Source organism: Streptomyces sp. NBC_01429 (assembly GCF_036231945.1).
GTDB lineage: Bacteria > Actinomycetota > Actinomycetes > Streptomycetales > Streptomycetaceae > Streptomyces.
Genome location: NZ_CP109599.1, coordinates 2,377,676 through 2,403,113, shown reverse-complemented (window position 1 = coordinate 2,403,113; position 25,438 = coordinate 2,377,676). Strand labels below are relative to the sequence as shown.

General features: G+C 71.4%; 19 protein-coding genes. 9 read left to right on the top strand and 10 right to left on the bottom strand.

Features of this window, described 5'->3' with window-relative positions; all coding sequences use genetic code 11:
• Positions 1-31 precede the first annotated feature (31 nt).
• The 4 genes from OG627_RS09975 to OG627_RS09960 all read right to left on the bottom strand — a co-directional run bounded on the left by OG627_RS09975 (position 32) and on the right by OG627_RS09960 (position 7,054).
• Positions 32-3,910, bottom strand: a complete 3,879-nt coding sequence (locus OG627_RS09975; protein WP_329063530.1) for a multifunctional oxoglutarate decarboxylase/oxoglutarate dehydrogenase thiamine pyrophosphate-binding subunit/dihydrolipoyllysine-residue succinyltransferase subunit — start codon at positions 3,908-3,910, stop codon at positions 32-34.
• Between the two features lie 279 nt (positions 3,911-4,189).
• Positions 4,190-5,461, bottom strand: coding sequence for a HAMP domain-containing sensor histidine kinase (locus OG627_RS09970; RefSeq protein WP_329063528.1), 1,272 nt, complete (start codon positions 5,459-5,461; stop codon positions 4,190-4,192).
• Positions 5,458-6,195, bottom strand: coding sequence for a response regulator transcription factor (locus OG627_RS09965; RefSeq protein WP_329063526.1), 738 nt, complete (start codon positions 6,193-6,195; stop codon positions 5,458-5,460). The genes OG627_RS09970 and OG627_RS09965 overlap by 4 nt, the downstream gene beginning before the upstream one ends.
• A gap of 103 nt (positions 6,196-6,298) precedes the next feature.
• Positions 6,299-7,054, bottom strand: a complete 756-nt coding sequence (locus OG627_RS09960) for a spermidine synthase (RefSeq protein WP_329063524.1) — start codon at positions 7,052-7,054, stop codon at positions 6,299-6,301.
• A gap of 212 nt (positions 7,055-7,266) precedes the next feature.
• Here OG627_RS09960 and OG627_RS09955 point away from each other — a divergent pair, with 212 nt between their 5' ends.
• Both OG627_RS09955 and lon read left to right on the top strand, forming a co-directional pair.
• Complete coding sequence (locus tag OG627_RS09955) at positions 7,267-8,121, top strand: rhomboid-like protein (protein ID WP_329063523.1); 855 nt, start codon at positions 7,267-7,269, stop codon at positions 8,119-8,121.
• Positions 8,122-8,235: 114 nt separating this feature from the next.
• A complete protein-coding gene (lon, locus tag OG627_RS09950; protein WP_329063521.1) occupies positions 8,236-10,662 on the top strand; it encodes an endopeptidase La in 2,427 nt (808 codons plus the stop codon).
• Positions 10,663-10,750: 88 nt separating this feature from the next.
• Here the strand turns inward: lon and OG627_RS09945 are convergent, their stop codons facing one another.
• Positions 10,751-11,710, bottom strand: coding sequence for a lysozyme (locus OG627_RS09945; protein WP_329063519.1), 960 nt, complete (start codon positions 11,708-11,710; stop codon positions 10,751-10,753).
• 326 nt (positions 11,711-12,036) lie between these two features.
• Between OG627_RS09945 and OG627_RS09940 the strand changes: the two genes are divergently transcribed.
• Positions 12,037-12,504 carry a MarR family winged helix-turn-helix transcriptional regulator gene (locus OG627_RS09940; protein ID WP_329063517.1) on the top strand — a complete coding sequence of 156 codons (468 nt, stop codon included), beginning with the start codon at positions 12,037-12,039 and terminating at the stop codon, positions 12,502-12,504.
• 98 nt (positions 12,505-12,602) lie between these two features.
• On the opposite strand, the gene OG627_RS09935 is transcribed toward OG627_RS09940, so the two are convergent.
• Entirely contained in the window at positions 12,603-13,385 is a 783-nt protein-coding gene (locus OG627_RS09935; protein ID WP_329063515.1) for a protein phosphatase 2C domain-containing protein, read from the bottom strand.
• A gap of 430 nt (positions 13,386-13,815) precedes the next feature.
• Between OG627_RS09935 and OG627_RS09930 the strand changes: the two genes are divergently transcribed.
• The 5 genes from OG627_RS09930 (at position 13,816) to OG627_RS09910 (ending at position 19,873) form a co-directional block, all read left to right on the top strand.
• On the top strand, positions 13,816-16,914 hold the full coding sequence (locus OG627_RS09930; protein WP_443073440.1) for a nitrate- and nitrite sensing domain-containing protein: 3,099 nt from the start codon (positions 13,816-13,818) through the stop codon (positions 16,912-16,914).
• Positions 16,911-17,399: a roadblock/LC7 domain-containing protein gene (locus OG627_RS09925; protein ID WP_329063511.1), complete on the top strand. Its 489-nt coding sequence runs from the start codon at positions 16,911-16,913 to the stop codon at positions 17,397-17,399. Before OG627_RS09930 ends, OG627_RS09925 begins: the two co-directional genes overlap by 4 nt.
• On the top strand, positions 17,396-17,809 hold the full coding sequence (locus OG627_RS09920) for a DUF742 domain-containing protein (protein ID WP_329063509.1): 414 nt from the start codon (positions 17,396-17,398) through the stop codon (positions 17,807-17,809). Before OG627_RS09925 ends, OG627_RS09920 begins: the two co-directional genes overlap by 4 nt.
• Before the next feature lie 73 nt (positions 17,810-17,882).
• Positions 17,883-18,488: a GTP-binding protein gene (locus OG627_RS09915; protein ID WP_329072536.1), complete on the top strand. Its 606-nt coding sequence runs from the start codon at positions 17,883-17,885 to the stop codon at positions 18,486-18,488.
• Positions 18,489-18,631: 143 nt separating this feature from the next.
• Positions 18,632-19,873, top strand: a complete 1,242-nt coding sequence (locus OG627_RS09910; protein WP_329063506.1) for a styrene monooxygenase/indole monooxygenase family protein — start codon at positions 18,632-18,634, stop codon at positions 19,871-19,873.
• 53 nt (positions 19,874-19,926) lie between these two features.
• On the opposite strand, the gene OG627_RS09905 is transcribed toward OG627_RS09910, so the two are convergent.
• Together OG627_RS09905 and OG627_RS09900 are read right to left on the bottom strand one after the other, a co-directional pair.
• Positions 19,927-21,252, bottom strand: coding sequence for a C40 family peptidase (locus OG627_RS09905; RefSeq protein WP_329063504.1), 1,326 nt, complete (start codon positions 21,250-21,252; stop codon positions 19,927-19,929).
• 111 nt (positions 21,253-21,363) lie between these two features.
• A complete protein-coding gene (locus tag OG627_RS09900) occupies positions 21,364-21,642 on the bottom strand; it encodes a hypothetical protein (RefSeq protein WP_329063501.1) in 279 nt (92 codons plus the stop codon).
• 36 nt (positions 21,643-21,678) lie between these two features.
• Here OG627_RS09900 and OG627_RS09895 point away from each other — a divergent pair, with 36 nt between their 5' ends.
• The gene (locus OG627_RS09895; RefSeq protein WP_329063499.1) at positions 21,679-22,893 is read left to right on the top strand and encodes a sensor histidine kinase; all 1,215 of its coding nucleotides are present in this window, start codon (positions 21,679-21,681) and stop codon (positions 22,891-22,893) included.
• Between the two features lie 1,428 nt (positions 22,894-24,321).
• Here the strand turns inward: OG627_RS09895 and OG627_RS09890 are convergent.
• The gene (locus OG627_RS09890; RefSeq protein ID WP_329063497.1) at positions 24,322-24,519 is read right to left on the bottom strand and encodes a DUF397 domain-containing protein; all 198 of its coding nucleotides are present in this window, start codon (positions 24,517-24,519) and stop codon (positions 24,322-24,324) included.
• A 14-nt stretch (positions 24,520-24,533) separates the two neighbouring features.
• Positions 24,534-25,361 (bottom strand): helix-turn-helix domain-containing protein, encoded by an 828-nt coding sequence (locus tag OG627_RS09885; protein ID WP_329063495.1) that lies wholly within the window; start codon positions 25,359-25,361, stop codon positions 24,534-24,536.
• Between the last annotated feature and the right edge of the window lie 77 nt (positions 25,362-25,438).

Sequence of the window (25,438 nt, the reverse complement as noted above, 5' to 3'; positions counted from 1 at the left end):
GCCGGGCCCTGACGGTTCGTACGGACGCGGGTCAGGCGTCGAAGACCTCGCTGACCAGCTGCTGCTGCTCCGCCTGGTGCCGCTTGGCCGAGCCGACCGCGGGCGACGAGGAGTGCGGGCGCGAGATGCGCCGCAGCCGCTCGCCGTGCGGGATGTCGGCGCCGACCGCCAGGTCCAGGTGGTCGATCAGGTTGAGCGCGATGAACGGCCACGCACCCTGGTTCGCCGGCTCCTCCTGCGCCCACAGGTACTTCTCGGCGTTCGGGAACTTGGCGATCTCGGCCTGAAGCTCCGTACCCGGCAGCGGGTACAGGCGCTCAAGACGCAGGATCGCGGTGTCCGTGACGCCGCGCTTCTGCCGCTCGGCGTCCAGGTCGTAGTAGACCTTGCCGGTGCAGAAGACGACCTTGCGGACCGCGTTCGGGTCCACGCCCTCGTCGCCGATCACCGGGCGGAAGCCGCCGGTGGTGAACTCCTCCGCCGTGGACGCCGCGGCCTTCAGACGCAGCATCGACTTCGGGGTGAAGACGATGAGCGGCTTGTGGTGCGGGTTGTGGACCTGCCAGCGCAGCAGGTGGAAGTAGTTCGACGGCAGGGTCGGCACGGCGACCGTCATGTTGTTCTGCGCGCACATCTGGAGGAAGCGCTCGGGACGCGCGGACGAGTGGTCCGGGCCCTGGCCCTCGTAGCCGTGCGGCAGCAGCAGCGTGACGCCGGACGTCTGGCCCCACTTCTGCTCGGCCGAGGAGATGAACTCGTCCACGACGGACTGCGCGCCGTTGACGAAGTCACCGAACTGCGCCTCCCACATGACCAGCGCGTCCGGCCTGGCCAGCGAGTAGCCGTACTCGAAGCCCATCGCCGCGTACTCGCTGAGCAGCGAGTCGTAGACGTTGTACCGGGCCTGCTCCTCCGTCAGGTACTGGAGCGGGGTGTAGTCCTCGCCGGTGCCCTGGTCGACCAGGACCGCGTGGCGCTGGCCGAACGTACCGCGACGGGTGTCCTGGCCGGAGAGCCGGACCGGGGTGCCCTCCATCAGCAGCGAGCCGATGGCGAGGGTCTCGCCCATGCCCCAGTCGATCGTGCCGTCCTCCACGGAGGAGGCGCGGCGCAGCATCTGCGGCATCAGACGCGGGTGGACGGTGACCGTGTCCGGGATGTTGACCTGCGACTCGGCGATCCGCTTGACGACCTCCTGGGAGACCGCCGTGGTCACCGCGACCGGGAACTCCGCCTGGACATCGGGGATATGGGTCGGACCGGCGTGCGAGGTGGCCTCGCGGACCTCGGCGAAGACCTTCTCCAGCTGCCCCTGGAAGTCCTGGAGCGCCTGCTCCGCCTCTTCCAGCGTGATGTCGCCGCGGCCGATCAGCGACTCGGTGTAGAGCTTGCGCACCGAGCGCTTCTTGTCGATCAGGCGGACCATCTGCGGGTTGGTGAACTGCGGGTTGTCGCCCTCGTTGTGACCGCGGCGGCGGTAGCAGATGAGGTCGATCACGACGTCCTTGTTGAACGTCTGGCGGAACTCGAAGGCGAGCCGTCCGACGCGGACGACGGCCTCCGGGTCGTCACCGTTCACATGGATGATCGGCGCCTCGATCATGCGGGCCACGTCGGTGGCGTACATGGAGGAGCGCGACGCCTCCGGGGCGGCGGTGAAGCCGACCTGGTTGTTGATCACGATGTGGACGGTGCCGCCGGTGCGGTAGCCGCGCAGCTGCGACATGTTGAGCGTCTCGGCGACGACGCCCTGGCCCGCGAAGGCCGCGTCGCCGTGGAGCGCCAGCGGCAGGACCGTGAAGTCCGTACCGCCCTTGTTGATGATGTCCTGCTTGGAGCGGACGATGCCCTCCAGGACCGGGTCGACCGCCTCCAGGTGCGAGGGGTTCGCGGCCAGCGAGACCTTGATCTGCTCGCCGTCCAGACCGGTGAAGGTGCCCTCGGCGCCCAGGTGGTACTTGACGTCGCCGGAGCCGTGCATCGACTTCGGGTCGAGGTTGCCCTCGAACTCGCGGAAGATCTGGGCGTACGACTTGCCCACGATGTTCGCGAGGACGTTCAGTCGGCCGCGGTGGGCCATCCCGATGACGACCTCGTCGAGACGCGACTCGGCGGCGGAGTCGATCACCGCGTCGAGCAGCGGGATGACGGACTCGCCGCCCTCCAGCGAGAAGCGCTTCTGGCCGACGTACTTCGTCTGGAGGAACGTCTCGAACGCCTCGGCCGCGTTGAGCCTGCGCAGGATCCGCAGCTGCTCCTCGCGCTCCGGCTTGGCGTGCGCGCCGCGCTCGATGCGGTCCTGGAGCCACTTGCGCTGCTTCGGGTCCTGGATGTGCATGAACTCGATGCCGGTGGTGCGGCAGTACGAGTCGCGCAGCACGCCCAGGATGTCGCGCAGCTTCATCATCGACTTGCCGGCGAAGCCGCCGACCGCGAACTCGCGCTCCAGGTCCCACAGCGTGAGCCCGTGCTCGGTGATGTCGAGGTCGGGGTGCTTGCGCTGGAGGTAGTCCAGCGGGTCCGTGTCGGCCATGACATGGCCGCGCACCCGGTAGGAGTGGATCAGCTCGAAGACCCGGGCGGGCTTCGTGACGTCCTCGTCGTGCGACGCGTCGATGTCCTTGAGCCAGCGGACCGGCTCGTAGGGGATGCGCAGCGCCTTGAAGATCTCGTCGTAGAAGTCGTTCTCGCCGAGCAGCAGTTGGCTGACGATCCGCAGGAACTCGCCCGAGGCGGCGCCCTGGATGACCCGGTGGTCGTAGGTCGAGGTCAGCGTCATGACCTTGGAGATGCCCAGCTTGTTCAGGGTGTCCTGCGACGTGCCCTGGAACTCGGCCGGGTAGTCCATCGAGCCGACGCCCATGATGACCGACTGACCGGGCATCAGCCGCGGTACGGAGTGGACGGTGCCCAGGCCGCCGGGGTTGGTCAGCGAGACGGTGACGCCGGTGAAGTCGTCCATCGTCAGCTTGTTGCCCCGGGCGCGTCGGACGATGTCCTCGTACGCCTGCCAGAACTCGAAGAAGTTGAGCGTCTCGGCCTTCTTGATGCCGGCGACGACGAGCTGGCGGTCGCCGTTGGGCTTCACCAGGTCGATGGCGAGACCGAAGTTGATGTGCTCCGGCTTCACCAGGGTCGGCTTGCCGTCCTTCTCCGCGAAGGAGTAGTTCATCGACGGCATGGCCTTGATCGCCTGCACCATCGCGTACCCGATGAGGTGCGTGAAGGAGATCTTGCCGCCCCGCGCACGCTTCAGGTGGTTGTTGATGACGATGCGGTTGTCGAAGAGGAGCTTCACCGGGACGGCGCGCACCGACGTGGCGGTGGGCACCTCCAGCGAGGCGCTCATGTTCTTCGCGACGGCGGCGGACGGGCCGCGCAGCGTCAGGAACTCGGGACCGGCGGGCGCCTCGGCGGCCGCACCGCCGTTGGCGGCGGGCTTCGCCTTGGCCGGCGCCGGAGCGGCGGCGGGCTTCGCGGCGGGCGCGGGAGCGGCCGGTGCCGGTGCCGCCTGCGCCGGGGCCGCCTGCGCGGGCCGGGCGGCCGGGGCCGGTGCCGGTGCCTGGGCGGGCGCCGGAGCGGCGGCCCGTACCGGCGCCGGAGCGGCGGCGGCGGGCTTCGCGGCGGGCGCGGCGGGTGCCTGGGCCGGTGCGGCGGGCGAGGCGGTGGGTACCGCAGCCCCCGCGGCTGCGGACGCGTCGCCGGACTTTTCCGCCGTACCGGAGGTGCCCGGCTTGTAGTCGGCGAAGAAGTCCCACCAGGCACGGTCGACCGAATTCGGATCCTGGAGGTACTGCTGGTAGATCTCGTCGACAAGCCACTCATTGGCTCCGAAGGCCGCGGCAGGGTTCTTGCCCTGCCCGTCTTCGTCGGTCGAGATGCTCGCGTTACTGGGGGACTGAGACGACACGGCGTGAACCGCCCTCTTCCGCTTCACAAGGTGATGGACAGCGGGAATCAAGGCTACGCCTACCGGGCCGACACATGCAGACCGGGCGTGCCATCGTCGTGCAAGTCACATCGGACGGCGGGTTTCAGCGTATGAATTGGCGGGAAACAAGCCAGGTTCCGCTGCGCCGGGAAGACAAATCGACCCGGCCACGGCCGGTACACGGCCCGTAGCCCCGCCGGTCCCCGACTCCGTACCCGGAGATCGTGCGTTTTCGCTTCGAACCCTTCGAACTCTACGTCAACCACGAGGCCGGGGTGCTCCCGGCAGAGTGACCCGGATGAGACAGCCGCGTTCCGATTCGGCCACACCGATGTTCCCGCCGTGCAGATCGACGGCCCAGCGGGCGATCGCCAGCCCCAGCCCCGTACCGCCGTCGCTGCCCGGACCGTGCGGCGAGGGCGCCGTACCCCGGTTGAACCGCTCGAAGACCTGGTGCCGCTCCTGCTCCGGGATGCCGGGCCCCTCGTCCTGGATCTCCAGCTCCAGCGACTCCGGGCCGCCGCCGCGCCGGGCGCGCACGGTGACCCGGCCGTGCGGCGGGCTGTGCTTGACCGCGTTGTCGATGAGGTTGGCGACGACCTGGTGGAGGCGTTCCGCGTCCGCGTGCGCGGTCAGCTCCGGCGGCGAGACGTCCAGATGCAGATGAACATCTGTACGGGTGTGATTGACCGAGCCGGAGACTCCGGAGACCGGCCGGCGCTGCGAGGCCGCCAGATTGGCCTCCTTGAGCACCCCGGACAGATACGGCCACACCTCGAAACGGCCCGCGCGCAGCGGTACGACCCCGTTGTCCAGCCGGGACAGGTCGAGCAGCGTCTCCGTCAGCCGGCCGAGCCGCTCGGTCTGCCGCAGCGCCGTCAGCATCATCTCGGGATCGGCGGCCGTCACCCCGTCGACCACGTTCTCCAGCACGGCGCGCAGGGCCGCGATGGGGGTGCGCAGCTCGTGGGAGACATTGGCGATCAGCGCCTTGCGGTGCTGGTTCTCGGCCTCCAGGTCGTCGGCCATGCGGTTGATCGTCGCGGCGAGGTCGCCCAGCTCGTCCCGGCGGTCGGAGCCGCTCACCCGCCGGGTGAAGTCGCCGTGCGAGATGCTCTTGGCGACCGTGCTCATCTCGTCCAGCGGCGCGGTCAGCCCGTGCGCCACGAACTGGGTGATCAGCAGCGTGGCGATCATCGAGAAGACCGTGATGAAGCGCAGCTCGGTCTCCGTGCGCAGCGCCACCACCAGCAGTCCGGTGGTGATGAGGACGGAGATGACGACGAGGGTGCCGAGCTTGGCCTTGATGGAGAGCCGGAGCCTGGCGGTGCCGGGACCGAGGCCCAGCAGCGCCCCGAGGCGGGCCGCGAAGCGCGCGCCGCGCCGCGGCGCCGCCCCGGCGCGCTGGCGGCGGCGGTCCTCCCAGCGGGGGGCCGCGGCGCCCCGCTCGTCGCGCGGGGGCCGCTCGGCGTGGGGCCGCGCGGACGGGGCCGGGTCGTGCGGGAGCCGCTCGGACGCGGGCCGGGTCATGGAGCGGGCGTCTCCAGTGCGTATCCGACGCCGTGCACCGTACGGATCCGCTCCGCACCGATCTTCCGGCGCAGCGCCTTGATGTGGCTGTCGACGGTACGGGTGCCCGAGGCGTCCGCCCAGTCCCACACCTCGGCGAGCAGCTGCTCCCTGGAGAGGACCGCGCGCGGCGTGTTCGCCAGGCAGACCAGCAGGTCGAACTCGGTGGGTGTCAGATGGACGTCCTCGCCGCGCACCCGCACCCGGCGCTGCGCGTGGTCGATCTCCAGCTCGCCCAGGCGCAGGATGCCGCTGCGCGGCGTCACAGCGGCGAGCGCCGCGCGCTCCACCCGGCGCAGCAGCACATGCACCCGGGCCGCCAGCTCCCGCATGGAGAACGGCTTGGTCATGTAGTCGTCGGCGCCGACCCCGAGCCCGACCAGCATGTCGGTCTCGTCGTCCCGCGCCGTCAGCATCAGCACCGGCACCGGGCGCGTCGCCTGGACGCGCCGGCAGACCTCCAGACCGTCGAAGCCCGGCAGCATGACATCGAGGACCATCAGGTCCGGCTGCCACCCCTCGGCGGCGTCGACGGCCGCCGGACCGTCCACCGCCGTCTGTACGAGAAAGCCCTCGGCCCGCAGCCGCGCGGCGATGGCGTCCACGATCGTCGCGTCGTCCTCGACGACGAGAATCCGGCGCTGCGCGCCGGGCGTCGCGGCGACTCCGTTGTGGCTGGTCTGTGTCTGCTCCATCGCCCGCCCCTGGTACGCGTTCCGCGATCCTTGTTCCACGATCTGCATGAAGTATGCAGACCCATGTGTCGGGAGCAGCGTAGATGCAGCGGGAGCCTCCCGGCTACGCAGTGCGAACAGCGAGATGGACCACGTCGGGTACGCCTCGGGCAACCGGCACCTCTTCCGCCCTTACCCCTGTGAACCCGGCATTCCGCAACGCTTCGCCAAAGGCCGGAGAGGGGTTCGCCGACCAAACGGCGAGGACACCGCCCGGATTCAACCGCGCCCGGCACGCGGCGAGTCCGGCCGGCGAGTAGAGATTCCCGTTGTCCTCGGTGACGGTCCATTCGGGCCCGTTGTCGATATCCAGACAGAGTGCGTCGTAACGGTCCGTGGTCGTCCGCAGGTACTCCACGAGGTCGGTGTGCAGGATCACAGTGCGCGCGTCGCCCAGCGCCGCCCCCGAGATCGCGCCGAGCGGCCCGTCGCTGTGCCAGTCGATCACCGCCTTCTCGCGCTCCACGACCACGATCCGTCCCCACCGCGCCTCGGCGGCGGCGTGCGCGAGGGAGAAGCCGACGCCGAGCCCCCCGACCAGCACGGACGGCCGCGCCCCGGCCGCCGCGCCGCGCGACTCCTCGGGCAGCGCGCGCAGCGCCGCGTCGATCAGCAGCCGCTCCGAGCGGCCGTCCGAGGTGTCCATCAGGAAGCAGCCGTTGGCGATGATCTCCAGACGCGCGCCCCGGCGGCGCAGCACGACCTCGCCGTACGGGCCGTCGCGGCGGTCGAGCGTGACGGGCTCGGCGCCGGGATCGTGGGGGTGGCCGGTCGGGAAGGAAGTCGTGGCGGAAACGGACGCGGACGCGGGTGCGGACATGCTTCGGGGCCTCTCCGTCTGGCGGTGATGTCGGCGGATGACGACGCCATCCTGGCCGCGGGCCATCTGCTGAGCCAACCCGTTTCCGGCCGGTGCCGGACGCGACGCGCCGGGCCGGGGTTGACCGATGATGGAGGGTGTGTCCCCCGTCATAGACGGGGGACGTGGCTGTCGCGTTCTCTGAGAGTCCCCCGTGGAAGGAGCCGCCGACGGTGAAACGGCTGGAGACGACGCGTACGGGTACGGGCGACGGGGGCGCCGCCGCCCCAGCGCCGCGACTGGACGCCGTACCGGCACCCCGCCCCGCCGTGCGCGCGGAAGCGTCCCCTCCAGAAGAGGCCGCTTCCACGGACCTCCTTAAAAGGAACCTTCCTGAAGCGGACCTCCTTAAAGAGGAGCCGCTCGGGGAGGCGCCGACCACCGGCCGGCAGTGCCGGACGCCCCTGGCCCTGCGGCACGCCCGGCTGCTGCTGCCGGGGCCCGTCCGGACCCCGTTCACCTTCTGGTACGCCCTCCTCCTGATCGCTACCTCGCTCTTCGCCGAGTACGCGGAACGGGACACCGTCTCCGCCCTGCTGCGCGCCTCCAGCACGGACGCCGCCCACCTCGCCCACACCCCCGTCCTCGTCCTGGTCGCCAGCGCGCTCTGGGTCGCCGGGGGCCTGGCGTCCCCGTACGCCGTCGGATTCGTCCTCGTCCTGACGGCGCTGGAGCGCCGGATCGGCGGCTGGCGCACCGCCGGGGTCTTCCTGCTCGGCCATGTCGTCGCCACCCTGGCCACCGAGATCCCGGTCGGGATCTCGGTCGCCGGTGGCCAACTGCCCGTGACCTCCCTGCACCGACTCGACTACGGCATCAGCTTCGGCCTCATGGCGAGCATCGGCGCACTGGCCGGGCTGCTCGCCCCGCTCCCGCGATGGATCCTCCTCGGCGCGGTCGGCGTGACCCTGCTCCAGGAACTGCTGGAGTTCGACGACCCGCTCACCGGCTGGGGCCATCCGGTGGCCCTCCTCGTCGGCGTCGCCTGCTGGCCCGCGCTGCGCCGGGTCGGGCTCCGGCTCCGGTGACCGCACGCGATCGCTCAGAGCGAACGTGGCCGGGGGAACATCCAGGCACTCATAAGCATTGAGTCGGTATAGCTCAACTTGCTTGACGCCGATTGCTTTGCCGAAGGGGAGACCATGGCTGTCACGTCCACATCGCTCACGCTTCCCGTGCTGCCGCTCGACGACGAGGTCGTCCTGCCCGGCATGGTGGTGCCCCTGGACCTGTCCGACGCCGAGGTCCGCGCCGCCGTGGAGGCCGCGCAGGCGGCCTCGCGCGCCGGTGATGGCGGTGACGGCGGCGCGGGGAAGCCCGAGGTGCTGCTGGTGCCGCGGATCGACGGGACCTATGCCGCCACCGGCGTGCTGGGCACCGTCGAGCAGGTCGGCCGGCTCTCCGACGGCGACCCCGGCGCGCTGATCCGCGGCCGCCGCCGGGTCCGGATCGGTTCCGGTACGAGCGGGCCCGGCGCGGCCCTCTGGGTGGAGGGCACCGGCGTCGACGAGATCACGCCCGAGCCGCTGCCCGGCTCCGTGACCGAGCTGGTCAAGGAGTACAAGGCGCTCGCCACCGACTGGCTCAAGAAGCGCGGCGCCTGGCAGGTGGTCGACCGGGTGCAGCAGATGGACGACGTCTCCGCGCTCGCGGACAACTCCGGGTACTCGCCGTTCCTCTCCACCGCCCAGAAGGTCGAGCTGCTGGAGACGGCCGACCCGGTCGCCCGCCTCAAGCTCGCCACCGAGCAGCTGCGCGAGCACCTCGCCGAGCAGGATGTCGCCGAGTCCATCGCCAAGGACGTCCAGGAGGGCGTCGACAAGCAGCAGCGCGAATTCCTGCTGCGGCGCCAGCTCGACGCCGTCCGCAAGGAGCTGCGCGAGCTGAACGGGGAGGGCGACGAGGACGAGTCCGCCGACTACCGCACCCGCGTCGAAGCCGCCGATCTGCCCGACAAGGTGCGCGAGGCCGCCCTCAAGGAGGTCGACAAGCTGGAGCGCTCCTCCGACCAGAGCCCCGAGGGCTCCTGGATCCGCACCTGGCTGGACACCGTCCTCGAACTGCCGTGGAACGAGCGGACCGACGACACCGCCGCGTACGACATCGCGGGCGCCCGCGCCGTCCTGGACGCCGAGCACTCGGGCCTGGACGACGTGAAGGAGCGCATCACCGAGTACCTGGCCGTGCGCAAGCGCCGCGCCGAGCGCGGCCTCGGCGTGGTCGGCGGCCGGCGCGGCGGCGCCGTGCTGGCCCTCGTCGGCCCGCCCGGCGTCGGAAAGACCTCGCTGGGCGAGAGCGTCGCGCACGCCATGGGCCGCAAGTTCGTCCGGGTCGCGCTCGGTGGCGTACGGGACGAGGCGGAGATCCGCGGCCACCGGCGTACGTACGTCGGCGCGCTGCCGGGCCGTATCGTCCGCGCGGTCAAGGAGGCCGGTTCGATGAACCCCGTCGTCCTGCTCGACGAGATCGACAAGGTCGGCTCCGACTTCCGGGGCGACCCGGCCGCCGCGCTGCTCGAAGTCCTCGACCCGGCACAGAACCACACCTTCCGCGACCACTACCTGGAGGTCGAACTCGACCTGTCCGACGTGGTGTTCCTCGCCACCGCCAACGTGCTCGAAGCCATCCCCGAGGCGCTGCTCGACCGTATGGAGCTGGTCAGGCTGGACGGCTACACCGAGGACGAGAAGGTCGTCATCGCCCGGGACCACCTGCTGCCCCGGCAGCTGGAGCGCGCGGGCCTGGAGCCCGGCGAGGTCACCCTGGCGGACGACGCCCTGCGCAGGCTGGCGGGCGAGTACACCCGCGAGGCGGGCGTACGGAACCTGGAGCGGTCCGTCGCCCGGCTGCTGCGCAAGGTCGCGGCCGAGCACGAACTCGGCGAGCGGGAGCTGCCGTTCACCCTCGGCGCCGACGACCTGCGCGGGCTGATCGGCCGGCCGCACCACGTACCGGAGTCCGCGCAGGACCCGGCCGAGCGGCGCACGGCGGTGCCGGGCGTGGCCACGGGCCTCGCGGTCACCGGCGCGGGCGGCGACGTCCTCTTCGTGGAAGCGTCCCTCGCGGACGCGGAGACGGGCGGTTCCGGGCTCACCCTGACCGGACAGCTCGGTGACGTCATGAAGGAGTCGGCCCGGATCGCGCTGTCGTTCCTGCGCTCGCGCGGCGCCGAGCTGGAACTCCCGGTCGCCGACCTCAAGGACCGGGGCGTCCACATCCACTTCCCGGCGGGCGCGGTCCCGAAGGACGGGCCGAGCGCCGGCATCACCATGACGACGGCGCTGGCCTCCCTGCTCAGCGGCAGGCTGGTCCGTACGGACGTGGCCATGACGGGCGAGGTCTCCCTCACCGGCCGGGTCCTGCCCATCGGCGGCCTCAAGCAGAAGCTGCTGGCCGCCCACCGCGCGGGCATCACGACCGTGGTGATACCCAAGCGCAACGAGGCCGACCTCGACGACGTCCCCGCCGAGATCCTCGACAAGCTGGAGGTCCACCCGGTGACGGACGTCCGCCAGGTCCTGGACATCGCCCTCTCCCCGGCGGACGTTCCGGTCCCCGCGGCGGCCTGACCGGCGAAGGGCTGCTCGAACGGCGAAGGGCGGCCGGCCGGAACATGATGTTCCGGCCGGCCGCCCTCGTACGGGGTGCGCCGTGCCGTCAGCCGTTCGCCAGTGCGACGACGCGGTCCGGGGCGCCGTTGAACCGGTCGTGGTCGCCGACGATGGGGCCGGTCGACGTGTACTGCCAGATCGTCTGGAACTCCCAGCCCGCCGGCAGTTCGCCGACGGTCGTGTCGTAGCGGGCGATCCAGAGCGGGTTCGTGTCGCCGAAGCCCGCGTAGTCACCGGTGCAGGTCTTCCACCAGCTGGTCGCCGTGTAGATCACGGCGTCACGGCCGGTACGGGACTTGTACGTGGTGAGGAAGTCCCGGATCCAGGCCACCATCTGGGCCTGCGTCTTCCCGTAGCACTGCGCGCCGTACGGGTTCCACTCGATGTCCAGCACCCCCGGCAGGGTCCTGCCGTCGCGCGACCAGCCACCGCCGCCGTCGACGAAGTAGTTGGCCTGGTTGGCGCCGCTGGAGTCGTTCGGGGTGCCGAAGTGGTAGGCGCCCCGGATCATGCCGACGCTGTAGGCGCCGTTGTACTGCTGCGTGAAGTAGGGGTTCTTGTAGTAGTTCCCCTCGGTGGCCTTGTTGTACGACCACTTCACGCCGCTGTTCCACAGGGCCGCCCAGTCGACGTTGCCCTGGTGGCTGGAGACGTCCACGCCCTCCGTCTGGGCGACGCGATCGGAGCGGGGCAGCCCGCCCACGCCGTCGTGCTCGACGACGCCCATGCCCATATGGGCCGAGCCTCGTACGGGAGTGCTGGTCGGCGGGTCGGCGTCGGCGGGAGTGCCGGCCGGGGGCTCCGGGTCGGCGGGGGCGTCGGTCAGGGCGTCGGTCGGAGGGTCGAGGCCGGCGGGGGTGCCGACGGGCGGGTCGGTGTCGGCGGGCGTGTCGGACGCGCTCGCGGCTCCCGGGTGGGTGAGCAGCAGCGCGCCGGTGGCGAGGAGGGCGGTGGCCGCCGCGACGAGCGGGCGGCGGCGGGACGGTCCGGATCTGTGCGCGGGCATTGGCGTGCCTCCGAAGACCTCGGTGGGGGGAACTCATGACAGGCCCCGCGAGCCCTCCGGTGTGTTGGCCGTGCTGGGGATCACCGAAGGGACCCGTGAGGGGGAGCGTGGGCGAGTACGGGGCGGGAGCCGGGCAGGAGTGGGGATACGAAAGAGCTGCCCACACCGACGCTACGCACGTAGACCCGCACGATGGAAGAGAGCCACGCTGCTGCCGTTGGTATAAACCTGCGAAATACTTACCGAGCTGCGGCAATGGCCGTCTGTGAAAGAAACTTTCAGGAGCGGGAAAGCGCGCGATGGGTGCTGACGTGCACAGAAGCGGTATGACAAATGACTCCGGGCCGAACCGGGGGAGTGGTGTGGACCACGAATTCCTGGCTCTGGAACGGGAGCTGGCGGTCTTTCTGCGCCGCGCCCGCGCCAACTCCGGAGAGATGGCGCGCGAGGTCCATCCCGAGCTGGAGCCCGCGGCGTACGGACTCCTCGTACGGCTGGAGGAGAGCGGCTCCCAGCGGGCCACCGAGCTGGCCGCCTACTTCGGGGTCGGCAAGGCGACGATGAGCCGTCAGCTGCGCGCCCTGGAGGAGCTGGGGCTGCTGGTACGCGAGCCGGACCCCGCCGACGGCCGCGCCTCCCTCGTCCGCATCACCGAGGAGGGCCGGGCCCGCTTCCGCCGGGTCCGCGACGCGCGCCGCGAACGGTACGTGCGGAAGCTCGCCGACTGGGACCGCGACGAGATCGCCGAACTGGCCCGGCTGCTCCGCCAGCTCAACGTCGCCGCCGAGAGCTGACGGCCGATGGCCGACAGCTGACGGGGCGACTGACGAAGTACTGACGGGGCGACAGATATATACGGGTACGGACGGGGCGGCCGGGCGCGCGTACGTCCTCACAGCTCCACGTACGTCACCGTCGCGTCGTCCCCGCGCTTCCCCCGGGGGAACGCCACCCCGTCCGGATCCGCCGACTCCGCCGCCCGCACCCGGTCGACCAGCTCCCGCGCGCCGTGCTTCCGTACCAGCGCCGGGCAGTCCGCCCAGCTCCCCTCCCCGAAGACCTCCACCCAGCGGGTCGCGCCGTCCGTCATGGCCAGCAGGGAGCGGACCCGCGCGGCCGGGGTGCGGCCCGTCACGGCGCGCGCCGCGACGGCCGGGTCGGCCGCCGCGGTGAAGAAGCCGCCCTCCGCGTTGCGCAGCGCGTCCGTCGCGGCGACCGAGCGCAGCACCTCGCGCGGGACGCGGTCCAGCCGGTCGTCGAGGACCGCCCGTACCTCTCCGTCGGGGGACTCCAGCAGCAGAGTGGAGTCGGAGAGCACCAGATACTCCACGTCGTCCGCGCCCCAGCGCGCCATGACGACCGTGGCCTGGGGTGTGCGCACGTGAGAAAGGTCACAGGTGTCACGGTGGGCGTCCGCCGTCCGCCGGATCGACGCCGCCAGGGCATCGGCCAGGGTCATATCCAGTCGTGAACCGGACAGTTCCGCGAGCGCCCCGCCGAGTCTCGCCGTGAACCACGGCACACCGTGCGCACATCCGTCGTCACCGGCCGGCGGGGTCACCCCGTCCAGGACCACCAGGACACCGCCCGCACCGCCTGCGGGGACGGCCACGGTGGTCCAGTCCTCGTTGGGGCGGGAGGGGGTGCCGGGGGCGGTGGTGAGTTCGATGCGCATGTGCCCCAGTCTGCACGATTGCCCCGACCGTCGACATGGCTCCTTCACGGAGTCTCCATACCGTGTCGGTCCGGCCGTAGCCCCAGGTCAACCGCTGTCATTCGGTCAGAATCAGGCCCCTGGGCGACCCGTGGGGAAGAGTGCCCGAACGGCGCCGCGCGGCCCCCGGAAGCTGCGGGCGGGCATCTTGCCAAAGGCCGACCCGAAGGTCCACCCGGCGCGACATGTTCAAGCGCCGCGCCATGGGGGAAGAGTTGTTCGTCAACTCCTTCGTGATGTTCACTCGTTCAGGTGGCGGAGCGGCCGATGCGCGCCTCCCTCCAGGAAGCGCTGGAATGGTCGAACGCCGTACCAGGGGTGGGGGTTCTCTCGTAAGTGACCGGTTGTCACCTCTGCTTCATGGGCGGACGAGTCAAGAATGTGAGCACCGGTGCAGAAGAAGCGGCCTCGGGGCAATGGCAGCACACAGAACGGATCCCCGGGTGAGGCCGGTGAAGCGGTGAAGACGCCGGCCGGCTCCGGCGGCGCCGCCGCGCCCGGGAAGGGCACGGGACGCACCGGGGAGGGCACGGCGCGCCCCGAGGAAGGCAAGGGACGCCGGGCCCGGGTACGCAACCGGCTCGTCCTGGGGGTCGCCCTCGTCGGCGTCACCGTCGTCGCGGCCGGAGCGCCCGCGATCCTGCGCGCCTCCGAGGACCTCAACGACGCCCAGAACCTGGCCAACCTCGCCGCGCTCGACCAGCAGGCCATCACGCTCTCCCAGTCCCTCGCGGACGAACGCGACGAGGTCGTCGTCTACATCGCGGCGGGCCGCGACGAGCAGCCCGCCGACTCGTCCGGCTCCGGCGACACCGCCGGAGGAAAGGGCGACAAGGGCACGTACGAGATCACCAAGACCCGAAGCGCCCGCGTGGACCGGCAGATCGAGGAGATCCGCGCCGTCTCCGCCGCCTCGCCCGGTCTGCTGCGCGACCTCGGCACCGTTCCCTCCATCCGCCGTACCGCCCTCACCGGCAAGGGCTCCGCGCTGGAGGCGTACCGCGCCTACTCCGAGGTCATCGCCAAGCTCCAGGCCCTCGCCGACCAGCTCGCCGAGAGGACCCCGGCCGACGCCGCCGACAGCACCCGCGCGCCCGCCGCGCTCGGCCGCGCCGTCGAGCAGGCGTCCGCCACCCGGGGTCTGCTGCTCGCCGCGCTCGCCGTACCGCAGCCCACCGACGCCACGCCCACGTACGACTCGATCACGGGCCTGCCCGTCGAGTCGCGGGACGACGCGGACAAGAAGAAGTACGACCAGCTCCGCGACGAACTCAGCGCCGAGGCCCAGAAGTCCCGGGTCCGCGAACTCGCGGCCCTCGCCGACTTCGACCAGACCGCGAACGCCACCGCCCGCGAGTCCCTCACCGCCACCGTCACCGGCCCCGAGGTCAAGACCGCCGAGGCGTTCCTGACCCGGCTCACCGACCGGCCCGAGCTGTCCGAGTCCGACCGCAAGGCCGATCCGGAGAAGGTCGAGTCCGCGCTCTCCTCCCGGATCGACCAGATGCGCGGCGTCGAGTCCGGCCTCGGCTCCAGCCAGGTCGAGCGGCTGGAGAAGCTGCGCGACGACGAGGTCACCGCCCTCGAACTCAGCATCGCCCTGCTCGGCGGCTGTCTGGTGATCGCCGTCGGCGTCTCCACCGCCGTCGCCCGCACGCTCACCCGGCCGCTCGCCGTCGTACGCATCGGCGCCGCCAGGATCGCCACGGCGCCGGCGACCGAGGAGCCCATCCGCTTCACCGGCCGCAACGACGAGTTCGCGCAGGTCGTACGCTCCCTCAACCTGCTGCACGGCCAGCTGCTCGACCTCTCCTCCCGCGCCGAGGAACTGTCCGGCGACCGCACCGACCTGATCGGCGCGCGCGAGAAGGTCGCCGGGCAGCGCGCCGAACTCCAGGAGCGTACGAGCGAACTCGCCGCCCAGCTCCAGCGGCTGCGCCACACCGTCCACCACACCTTCGTCAACCTCTCGCTGCGCAACCTCGGTCTCGTGGAGCGCCAGCTCGGCGTCATCGAGGGGCTGGAGGACCGCGAGCAGGACCCGGAGCGGCTCGCCACCCTCTTCAAGCTCGACCACCTGGCCACGGTGATGCGCCGGCACAGCGAGAACCTGCTGGTCCTCGCCGGCCACGAGCACGGCCACGGCTCCACGGGACCCGTACCGCTGGTGGACGTGCTGCGCGCGGCGGTCAGTGAGATCGAGCGGTACGAGCGGGTCACCATCCAGTCCCTGCCGTCCCACTCCCAGGTCGCGGGCTTCGCCGCCGACGACCTCAGCCATCTCGTCGCCGAGCTGCTGGAGAACGCCACGTCGTTCTCGCCGCCCGACGCCGAGGTCCAGCTCTCCGGCTGGATGCTGGAGAGCGGCGAGGTGGTGCTCTCCGTCCAGGACCAGGGCATCGGCATGTCCGCCGAGCGGCTCGCGCACCTCAACGCGCGGCTCGCGGAGCCGGAGAGCCCCGAGGTGTACGAGAAGCTGCCGCGCGACGCCAGGACACAGGCGTACGGAGACGGTGCGGGCGGCGCCCCGCGCGGCGCCCTCGGCCCCGGCGCCGCGGAGGGCGAGGGGCTCGGGCTGCGTGTCGCCGCGCTGCTCGCCGCGCGCCACAGCGTGCGGGTCGAGCTGCGGGAGCACCAGCAGGGCGGGGTGGCGGCCGTCGTCGTGCTGCCGCCCGCGCTGCTCCCCACGGCCCCGCCGCCCGCCGTACCGCACCAGGCCCGGCCGGCCGGCGCGGCTCCCGTGATCAGCCTGCCGGGGTCGGCGGCGGAGGCCAACTCCAACGCGCTGCCCGGACGTCCGGACGTCGACCCGATGGTGGTCGCGGCGGAGGCCGCGATCCTCAAGGCGGAGGCGGAGGCCGCGCAGGCGGAGGCCGCGGTGGTCCTGCCCACACCTGCTGCCGCGCCCGCACCCACTTCCGCGCCCGAGCCCGACCGCCACGACCGTGCCGCCGACGGAGAGCCGGAGACCACCGGCACCGATCAGGACACCTTCGTGATGCGGCTGCCCGCCGAGCCGGTGGAGGCGGACGAGCCCGGCGAGCCCGCTCAAGAGGCGGACGAGCCCGGCGAGTCCCCGGCCGGGGAACGCATCACCGACAAGGGCCTTCCCAAGCGCACCCCCAGAATCGTCAAACCCACCGAGGCGCCCAGCGGTCGCACCGGCAGCGTCGACGCGGAGGCCCTGCGCCGCAGACTCGGCGGCTTCCACAAGGGCGCCATCGAAGGCCGCCGCGACGTCGAGGCCGAGCTGACCGAGCGCGATGAAGCCGACGTACGAGATGAAGCCGATGGAGCGGACGTACGCGAAGAAAGCGGCAGACGCGACGAACAGGACGGCCCCGATGATCGTGACCAGCGCTACCAGCGTGATCAGCGGGAAGACGACCAGCGGGAAGACACCGACCCCCCGGGCCGGACAGCACCCCCGCGGCGGTCGGAGCTAGACACCGGAGAGACGGGGGAAACAGTCGAGGAGGCACGCAGTTGACTGCGACCGGTACATTCGGACTGAGCAGCGAAGCCCGTAACCTGCACTGGCTGTTGAGCAACCTCGTCGAGGAGGTGCCAGGGGTCCACGCGGTGGCCGTCGTCTCGTCCGACGGACTCCTGCTGCTCTCCTCCGACCCGGAGCGGAACGCCGAGGCGACCGCGCCCCCCACCACCCCCAGAGAAGGCCCGCGCGGCTCCAGCGCCGACCTCGCGACCATCGTCTCGGGGATCGGCAGCCTCGCCCACGGCGCGGCCAAGGTGATGGACGGCGGCGGGGTCAAGCAGACCATGGTCGCCATGGACGACGGCAGCGTCTTCGTCATGTCGATCAGCGACGGCTCGCTCCTCGGCGTGCACGCCACGGCGGACTGCGACATGAGCGTGGTCGCCTACCACATGGCGCTGTTCGTCGGCCGCGCCGGACATCTGCTCACCCCCGAACTGCGCGACGAGTTGCGTACATCGATGGAGAGCACCCGATGACCCCGGCCGCCGAGCCGGTGCGCGGTCTCCCCGTACGCGCCGCCGACCGCAGGCCCGCCCGGGTCCGGCCGTACTCGCTCACCGGCGGGCGCACGCGCTCCGGCCATGTGCTGCTGGTCGAGACGTTCGTCGCCGCTCTCGAAGCCGGCGAACAGCCCAAGGAGCTGACGGACGGGGGAAGCGCGCCGCGCGGCATGCCGGAGATGCGGGCCATCGTCGAGCTGTGCCGGCGCATGCGTACCGTCGCCGAGGTCTCGGCGCTGCTCAAGATGCCGCTGGGCGTGGTCCGGGTGCTGCTCAGCGACCTGGCCGACCAGGGAAAGATCCGTGTGTACGGGACCGGTCACGGCACCGGCCAGCCCGACCACGCGCTGTTGGAAAGGGTGCTGAGTGGACTCCGCCGTCTCTGACGTCACCGGTGTGCCGGTGACGGCCGCCCCCGCCGAGGCAGGGCCTCCGGCCGAGGCAGGGCTTCCGGCCGGGATATGGCCCCCGGCCGAGCCCGAAGAGGAGCTGAAGCCCTGGCAGAAGGACCGCACACGCGCGCCCATCGCCACCAAGATCGTGGTCGCGGGCGGCTTCGGCGTCGGCAAGACGACCTTCGTCGGGGCGGTCTCCGAGATCCCGCCGCTCCAGACCGAGGCCATGATGACCGAGGCGAGCGCGGACACCGACGACCTGAGCGCGACCCCGGACAAGATCACCACGACCGTGGCGATGGACTACGGCCGGATCACCCTCGACGACGACCTCGTGCTGTACATCTTCGGCACCCCGGGCCAGCAGCGTTTCTGGTTCATGTGGGACGACCTGGTGCGCGGTGCGATCGGGGCGGTCGTCCTCGCCGACACCCGGCGGCTGCCGGACTGCTTCCCCGCGCTCGACTACTTCGAGAGCTGCGGACTGCCGTACGTGGTCGCCGTCAACCACTTCGACGGCACCCCCGCGTTCGGGCCGGAGGACGTACGGGACGCCCTGACGATCCCGCCGGAGATACCGGTGCTGATCATGGACGCGCGGCAGAAGATCGCGGCCGTCGAGTCGCTGCTCACGCTGGTGCGGCACGCCCTCGACGTCACCCCCGAGTAGGGCCTGACCTCAGGTCACGGGTGGGGCCCGACCCCCTGGTAGGGCCTGTCCGACCCTGATCCGCCGGACAGGCCCGCGAGCGGGCAGGCCCGGGGCAAGCCGGCCCCGGGCCGTACCACGTACGCAAACGGAGAGCCCCGCCCATGCGGAAGATACTCATCGTCGGAGCAGGCCAGTCCGGGCTTCAGCTCGCCCTGGGACTCCAGTCGCACGGGTACGGGGTCACGCTGATGGCCAACCGCACGGCGGACGAGATCCGGTCCGGGCGGGTGATGTCCACACAGTGCATGTTCCGCACCGCGCTCCAGCACGAACGCGACCTCAAGCTGGGCTTCTGGGAGTCCCAGGCGCCGCGCATAGAAGGCGTGGGCATCTCCGTGGCCGCGCCCGACTCGACGCGCGCCGTCGACTGGGTGGGCAGGCTGGACGGCTACGCCCAGTCCGTCGACCAGCGCGTCAAGATGGCCGGCTGGATGGACACGTTCGCGCAGCGCGGCGGCCGACTGGTGATCCACGGCGCCGCCGTCTCCGACCTGGACTACTTCTCCCGTACGTACGACCTGGTGCTGGTCTCGGCGGGCAAGGGCGAACTGGTCGAGATGTTCGCCCGCGACCCCGCCCGCTCGCCGTACGCCGCCCCGCAGCGGTCCCTCGCCGTCGCGTACGTGCACGGCATGGCCCCGCGCCCCGAGCACCCGCACCTCGACGCCATACGGTGCAATCTGGTGCCGGGCGTCGGCGAGATGTTCGTGATGCCGGCCCTCACCACCTCCGGCCGCGCGGACATCCTCTTCTGGGAGGGCGTACCCGGCGGTCCGCTCGATGTCTTCCGGGGCGTCAGGGACCCCGCCGAGCATCTGTCGCTCACGCTGGAACTGATGGAGCGCTTCACGCCCTGGGAATACGCGCGCGCCACGAAGGTCGAGCTGACGGACGCGGGCGCGACCCTGTCCGGGCGGTACACGCCGACCGTACGCAAGCCGGTGGGGCGGCTCCCGGGCGGCGGGCTGGTCCTCGGCGTCGCGGATGTCGTCGTGGCCAACGACCCGGTCACCGGCCAGGGCTCCAACTCGGCCGCCAAGTGCGCCGCCGCGTACCTCGCCGCCATCCTCGACCGGGGCGACCGGCCCTTCGACGAGGCGTGGATGCGCTCGGCGTTCGACCGCTACTGGCACACGGCGCAGCACGCCACCAAGTGGACGAACGCGATGCTCGCCGCCACGCCGCCCCGGCATGTCCTGGACCTGCTCGGCGCGGCCGGGCGGCTCCAGCCGGTCGCCGACCGGATCGCCAACGGCTTCGACAATCCGGGCGACTTCGAGAACTACTTCTTCGAACCGGAGCGGGCGGCGGCCTACTTGGCGGAGGTGGCGGCCACGGCCTGACCGGGTGGGTGCGCGCCGCCGTCACTGTTCTTCGGGGTCCACGTTCCTCGGCGTCAGCCTTCCTCGTTGTTGCCGGTGTCCGAGCCGTCCGTGGCGCCCCGGGGCAGCTCGGGCGGCTCGTACGCGGCCGGGTCCAGGGCGGCGGCCGCCGGGTCCGGCCGTACGGCGCCCAGCAGGGGGTTGGCCGCGATGGGGGAGACCTTGACGTGGCTGCCGGGCCGGGGCGCCTGGATCACCAGGCCGTCACCGAGGTAGATCGCGACGTGCGTGGCCTTCGGGAAGTAGACGACCAGATCGCCGGGGCGCAGCTCGCGCAGCGAGACGCGGGGGAGTTCGTTCCACTGCTCCTGGCTGGTACGGGGAATGGTGTGGCCGGCGCGCGCCCACGCACGCGAGGTGAGCCCGGAGCAGTCGAACGAGTCGGGGCCCTCGGCGCCCCACTCGTACGGCTTGCCGATCTGCGCGACGGCGTATTCGAGGGCGGCGGAGCCGGCGGCCGAGGGGGCGGCGCTCCGCGCGCCGGTCGCGGGCGCGCCGGGCGCGCCTGACGCACCGGGTGCGCCCGGCGTACCGGGTGCGCCGAGGGCTCCGGAGTCGATCAGTTCGCGCTGGGCCCTGTCCGTACCGTCCCGCTCCAGCGCGGTCACCGCCGCGATCTGCGCACCGCTGAGGGAGGCGAGCAGCTTCTCGACCTCCCGGAGCCGGGAGGTGACCATGTCGCGCTGCTTCTTCTGCTTCGTGGCGAGGGCCTGCTGCTGGTCGAGCGCCGTGCGGGCCGCCTCCGTCAGGGCGGCGGCGCGCTTCTCGCCGCCCGTCAGCCGGGTCAGCGAGGCCGCCCGCTCGCGCGCCGCGCGCTCCATCAGATAGCTCTCGTCCATGGCGCTCAGCGGGTCGTGGGCGAGCAGCAGCCGCAGATAGTCGGAGAGTTGCGACTGCCCCCGGTACTGCGCGCGCGCCAGCTCCCCGGCGTCGCTCCGGCTGAGGGTGAGCGCTTTGCGCGCCCGTTCGAGGTCGGCGGTCAGCTTCTTGGTCTCGGCGCGCTGCCGGGCGAGGGCGACGGCGGTGGCGTTGTACGTCTCGGTGGCCTCCTCGGTCTCCTGGTAGAGGAGCTGGAGGCGGGACAGCAGGCCGGAGACGCTGGTGGTGGCCGTGGTCTCGGGCGCGCCCCCCGGCTCGGGCGCGGACGCGAGAGCGGGGTCGGGGTCGAGGTCGGGATCCGGCTCGGGCTCGGGATCCGGCTCGGACGCGGTTGCGGTCGCGGCCTCGGGCGGGGTGGGCTCCGCGGTGGCGTACGGAGCGAGCGGCACCCCGGCGAGGACGACTGCGGCGGTCAGCACCGCCGCCCTGGCACAGGCGGCCCGCAGCACTCTGCCTGACATGCCATCACCTCCGGTTGCGGACTGGCGGATCCAGCCCTACGGGATGATGCGGCGACGGAGGACGATAGCTCGTCTGAATAACGCACTAATGGGCGGATTGGCGCAACGGCGTCACTCCTCCGGGCGACCCGGCTTCGACCACGGCCACTTCAGCGGCTCCCGTACGCGCCCCTCGGGCGCGTACTCGTACTTCCAGCCCCGCTGGATCCCGAGCCGCTTACTGAACCCGGCGGGCACGCGCCGGTACGCGAACACGGTCGGCGCCCCGCCGTCCGCGTCCGGCACGGGCACCTCGTACCACTTCGGCGGCTGCCCGGTGGGCCCGGTCAGCACGGGCAGCACGCGCCCGTCCAGCGGCCCGCCGACAAAGGGTGTCTCTTCGCTTCTCACGCGTCCCAGTCTCGCGCAGTCCGGGGCGGGGGGCGCGTGGATGCCGGGTGCGCGTCCCCACCTGCGCGCCACTCACTGTCCGGCGCGGCGCTGCTGGCCTTCGTCGTGCTGCTCGCGCGGTACGGAACGGCCCAGCAGGTCAAGGGATTCGAGATCACTCGGGGCAGCGCTGCGTCGAGCGCGGGTGCGTCGAGTGGCGACACGTCGGGCGCCGGTACGTCGGGCGGCGGCGAGGCCCACTGGGGGCGCACGCGCCCCACGGTCCCCGACGGAACGCTTCCGCCGCAGGTCAGAGGCGACGACGACGTCGCCATGATCCGGCAGATCGACCAGAGCGTCCAGGCCGTGCAGGACACCGCTCTGCGGCAGATGGTCCTCTGGTCGGCCGTCGGACTGATCGGCATGGCGCTGCTGGCCGGACTCCTCGGCTGGTGGCTGGCCGGGCGAGCACTCGGGCCGGTCGCCGCGATGACGGACACCACCCGCCGGATCAGCGAACACAACCTGCACCAGCGGCTGGCGCTCACCGGCCCTGACGGCGAACTCCACCGCCTCGCCGACACCTTCGACACCATGCTCGACCGGCTGGAGAAGTCGTTCGAGAGCCAGCGGCGCTTCGTCTCCAACGCCTCCCACGAGCTGAGGACCCCCCTCGCGGTCCAGCGCACCAGCCTGGAGGTCGGCCTCGCCGACCCTCTCCCGGACGGCCTCGCCGAGGTGCGCGAGGACCTGCTCGCCGCCAACCGCGAGGCCGAGCAGCTGATCAGCGCGCTGCTGGTGCTGGCACGCAGCGACCGAGGGCTGGAGGAGACGGATACCGTGGACCTGCCGGCCGTTGCCCGGCTCGTGGCGGCCGAGCTGGCTCCTCGGGCCGAGGAGGGGGAGGTGGACGTCGACGTGACGGTGACGGCCGACCGGCCGCTGAAGGTCCTCGGCGATCCCGTACTGCTGCGCCACCTGCTGACCAACCTCGTCCGCAACGCCATCCAGTACAACCACCCCGGCGGTCAGGTCCGGGTACGGCTCGAAGGCCACACGCTGACCGTCACCAACACCGGGCCCCCGGTACCCGCCGACCGGGTACCGGACCTGTTCGAACCGTTCCGCCGCCTGGCCCAGGACCGCGTCTCCACCACGGGCCACGGCCTCGGCCTCGCCATTGTCCGCTCCATCGCCGAGGCCCACGGCACACAGGCAACGGCCGAACCCGGCCGGCGGGGCGGCCTGAAGGTTACGGTCCGCTTCCCTTGACGGGGCTGGGCTTTGACGCTGAGGACGAAGGTGTGGAGTTGGGTGGGGGCGATGGGGCCTGCGGCCGGGTGGGTGGTGCGCACACTTTGTGTGGGGTGGCCCGGGTCCGGCTCGGCGGCTGTCGGCCGGATGTTGGTGGGGGTTCATGCCCCGCTGGTCACTGTTGCGTTGTGTGCTGCGGGTTCGGACCGAGGGGTAAGCGTGGTGGACGGGGGCGTTGATGGCGGGTGGGGGCCGCCCCTCTCGGTTTGAGTTTCGCGCCTCCGGGCCGGGTGTAAAGGGCGCTCCTGCGTCGCGTCGCTGCGCGATGACCTTCGGTCACCCTTGACACCCGGCCCTGCGGCGCAAGTGCAGGTACTCGGGAGGGGCGGCCCGGGGGGAAGGGTTCCCAGGGAAGGCAGGATCGCTGCGCGGGCCGGACCCTGACTGCCGGGCTGGTTCGCCCTGCGGGGCTGCGCGGCAGTGGTGTGGGGTGGCCCGGCCCCGGCTTAGCGGCTCTCCGTCCGCTGTGTGCTGGGATGCATGCCCCGCTGGTCGCTGTGTGGTGGGAGGGGTGGGGCAGCTGGGGTCTGTGTGGCACCGAGTGGGCTCCTGAAGGGAGTCGGTGTGTCGTGGAGCGCGGTTTGTGCAGCCGAGGGCACATGACGGGTTGGAGGGGACCCTCAACGCCCTGCCAATCTAGGGTATATGGGGCATCTTGGTGAGGGTGGGTGCCGATATTCCGTGGAGTGTGACGTTGCAGCGCCTGGGCGGCCTTGTAGTGGCTCTAGCGTCGCACTCCACGCCCCCGGGCTCCCCGAGGCCGTTCGGAGGAGTCTCCGGCCCGAGGTCCCCGACCGGGCGTGAGATCTCTGCCAGCTTTCGGGCGCCCCACCCCACCACAGTGACCAGCGGGGCATGAATCCCAGCCAACGGCGGACCGTCAGTCGCTGAGCCGGGGCCGGGCCGCCCCACACCACTGCCGCGCTGCCCCGCAGGGCGAACCGGCCCGGCGGCCGGGATCGGGCCCCCGCGCACAGATATGCCCCTCCGGGAACCCTTCCCCCGGGGCCGCCCCTCCCAAGTACCTGCACTTGCGCCGCAGGGCCGGGTGTCAAGGGTGACCGAAGGTCATCGCGCAGCGACGCGACGCAGGAGCGCCCTTTACACCCGGCCCGGAGGCGCGAAACTCAAACCGAGGAGGGGCGGCCCCCACCCGCCATCAACGGCCCCGTTCACCACGCTTACCCCTCGGTCCGAACCCGCAGCATGCAACGCAACAGTGACCAGCGGGGCATGAACCCCCACCAACATCCGGCCGTCAGCCGCCGAGCCGGACCCGGGCCACCCCGTGCAAAGGTGCGCACCACTCACCGGGCAGAGTTCCGTGCCCTCCCGCTCTCGGTGATTCGGAGTGGACGCCCGGACGCTGTCCACGCACCGCCACGCTTACGCGACGAAGTGGTCGAACTCTCCGGCTTTGACGCCTTGGATGAAGGCGTGGAGTTTGGCGGGGGTGGTGGTGACGATGACGTTGGGATCGTCGCTTTCGACGAGCTTGACGGTGCCGTCGTCGGCAGCGGCGACGTGAACGCAGCCGTTCGCCTCGGCGCTGTACGAGGACTTCTGCCAATGGAGGGCGGACACGTGCCTTCCCTTCCTTACAAAGCTGCTGCGACGCGGCGGATCAGATCCCTGGAGTCTGTTGGATCGAGGGTACAACTCTCAATGCGGTCCAGAACGGTCCGGTACTTCACCAACTGGGGCTGAGCATCAAGGAACGCGGCACCGTGATCGGTGTCCAGCTGGACCGTGTCCAGGGCCGGGACGGCTCCGGTCATGTAGTAGATGCCGGTTCCGGCGCTGGGGAAGGCGCCCCCGCCGAAGGGGATGACCAGGATCGTGACGTGCTCCAATTCGCCGACTTCGAGGAGGTGCTTGAGCTGTGCCCGGGCCACCTCGGGGCCACCGAATCCCATGTGCAGAGCGGCTTCGTGAAGGATCGTGGTCAGTGGCTTCGGATTCACTCCGTATACCGCCACTTGCCGCTTGATCCGGAATGAGACTCGGTGCTCCACCTCGTGCGGCGCGAACGCCGGCACCGCAGCGCTCATGACGGCGTGAGCATGGGCTCTGGTCTGGAGCAGCCCCGGTAGATGGCCCAGCGACGAGGTCCGCATCGACGCCGTGTGGTGTTCGAGTTCGGCCAGGTCGATGGCATCAGGCGGCAGCAGCGTGCGGTACTCGTCCCACCAGCCACGCGTCCGCCCTCCGGTCATCTCCGTGAGTGCCTCGATGTACGCCTCATCCGTGCAGCTGTAGCTCCGGGCCAGGGATCGGACGCGGTCCGCGCCCACCGCGTAACGGCCCGACTCGATGCTGCTGATGCGCGGCTGCGAGGAACCGTCGAGCACGCCCGCCTGGGCTGTGGTCAGTTCGGCCTGCTGGCGGAGTCTGCGCAGTTCAGCGCCGAGGCGCCGCTGTCGCACGGTCGCAGGAAGGTGCTTGGGGCGCATATTTCTCCCTCACTCATTTGGATGCTCTCGCCTCGGGCAGGTAGATGAAT

Bases quoted from the DNA above. Each gene is read 5' to 3' on its own strand.
- OG627_RS09905 (WP_329063504.1), bottom strand. From the start codon at position 21,252: ATGTCAGGCAGAGTGCTGCGGGCCGCCTGTGCCAGGGCGGCGGTGCTG.
- OG627_RS09910 (WP_329063506.1), top strand. From the start codon at position 18,632: ATGCGGAAGATACTCATCGTCGGAGCAGGCCAGTCCGGGCTTCAGCTC.
- OG627_RS09970 (WP_329063528.1), bottom strand. From the start codon at position 5,461: ATGACCCGGCCCGCGTCCGAGCGGCTCCCGCACGACCCGGCCCCGTCC.
- OG627_RS09960 (WP_329063524.1), bottom strand. From the start codon at position 7,054: ATGTCCGCACCCGCGTCCGCGTCCGTTTCCGCCACGACTTCCTTCCCG.
- OG627_RS09940 (WP_329063517.1), top strand. From the start codon at position 12,037: ATGACAAATGACTCCGGGCCGAACCGGGGGAGTGGTGTGGACCACGAA.
- OG627_RS09965 (WP_329063526.1), bottom strand. From the start codon at position 6,195: ATGGAGCAGACACAGACCAGCCACAACGGAGTCGCCGCGACGCCCGGC.
- OG627_RS09935 (WP_329063515.1), bottom strand. From the start codon at position 13,385: ATGCGCATCGAACTCACCACCGCCCCCGGCACCCCCTCCCGCCCCAAC.
- lon (WP_329063521.1), top strand. From the start codon at position 8,236: ATGGCTGTCACGTCCACATCGCTCACGCTTCCCGTGCTGCCGCTCGAC.
- OG627_RS09945 (WP_329063519.1), bottom strand. From the start codon at position 11,710: ATGCCCGCGCACAGATCCGGACCGTCCCGCCGCCGCCCGCTCGTCGCG.
- OG627_RS09920 (WP_329063509.1), top strand. From the start codon at position 17,396: ATGACCCCGGCCGCCGAGCCGGTGCGCGGTCTCCCCGTACGCGCCGCC.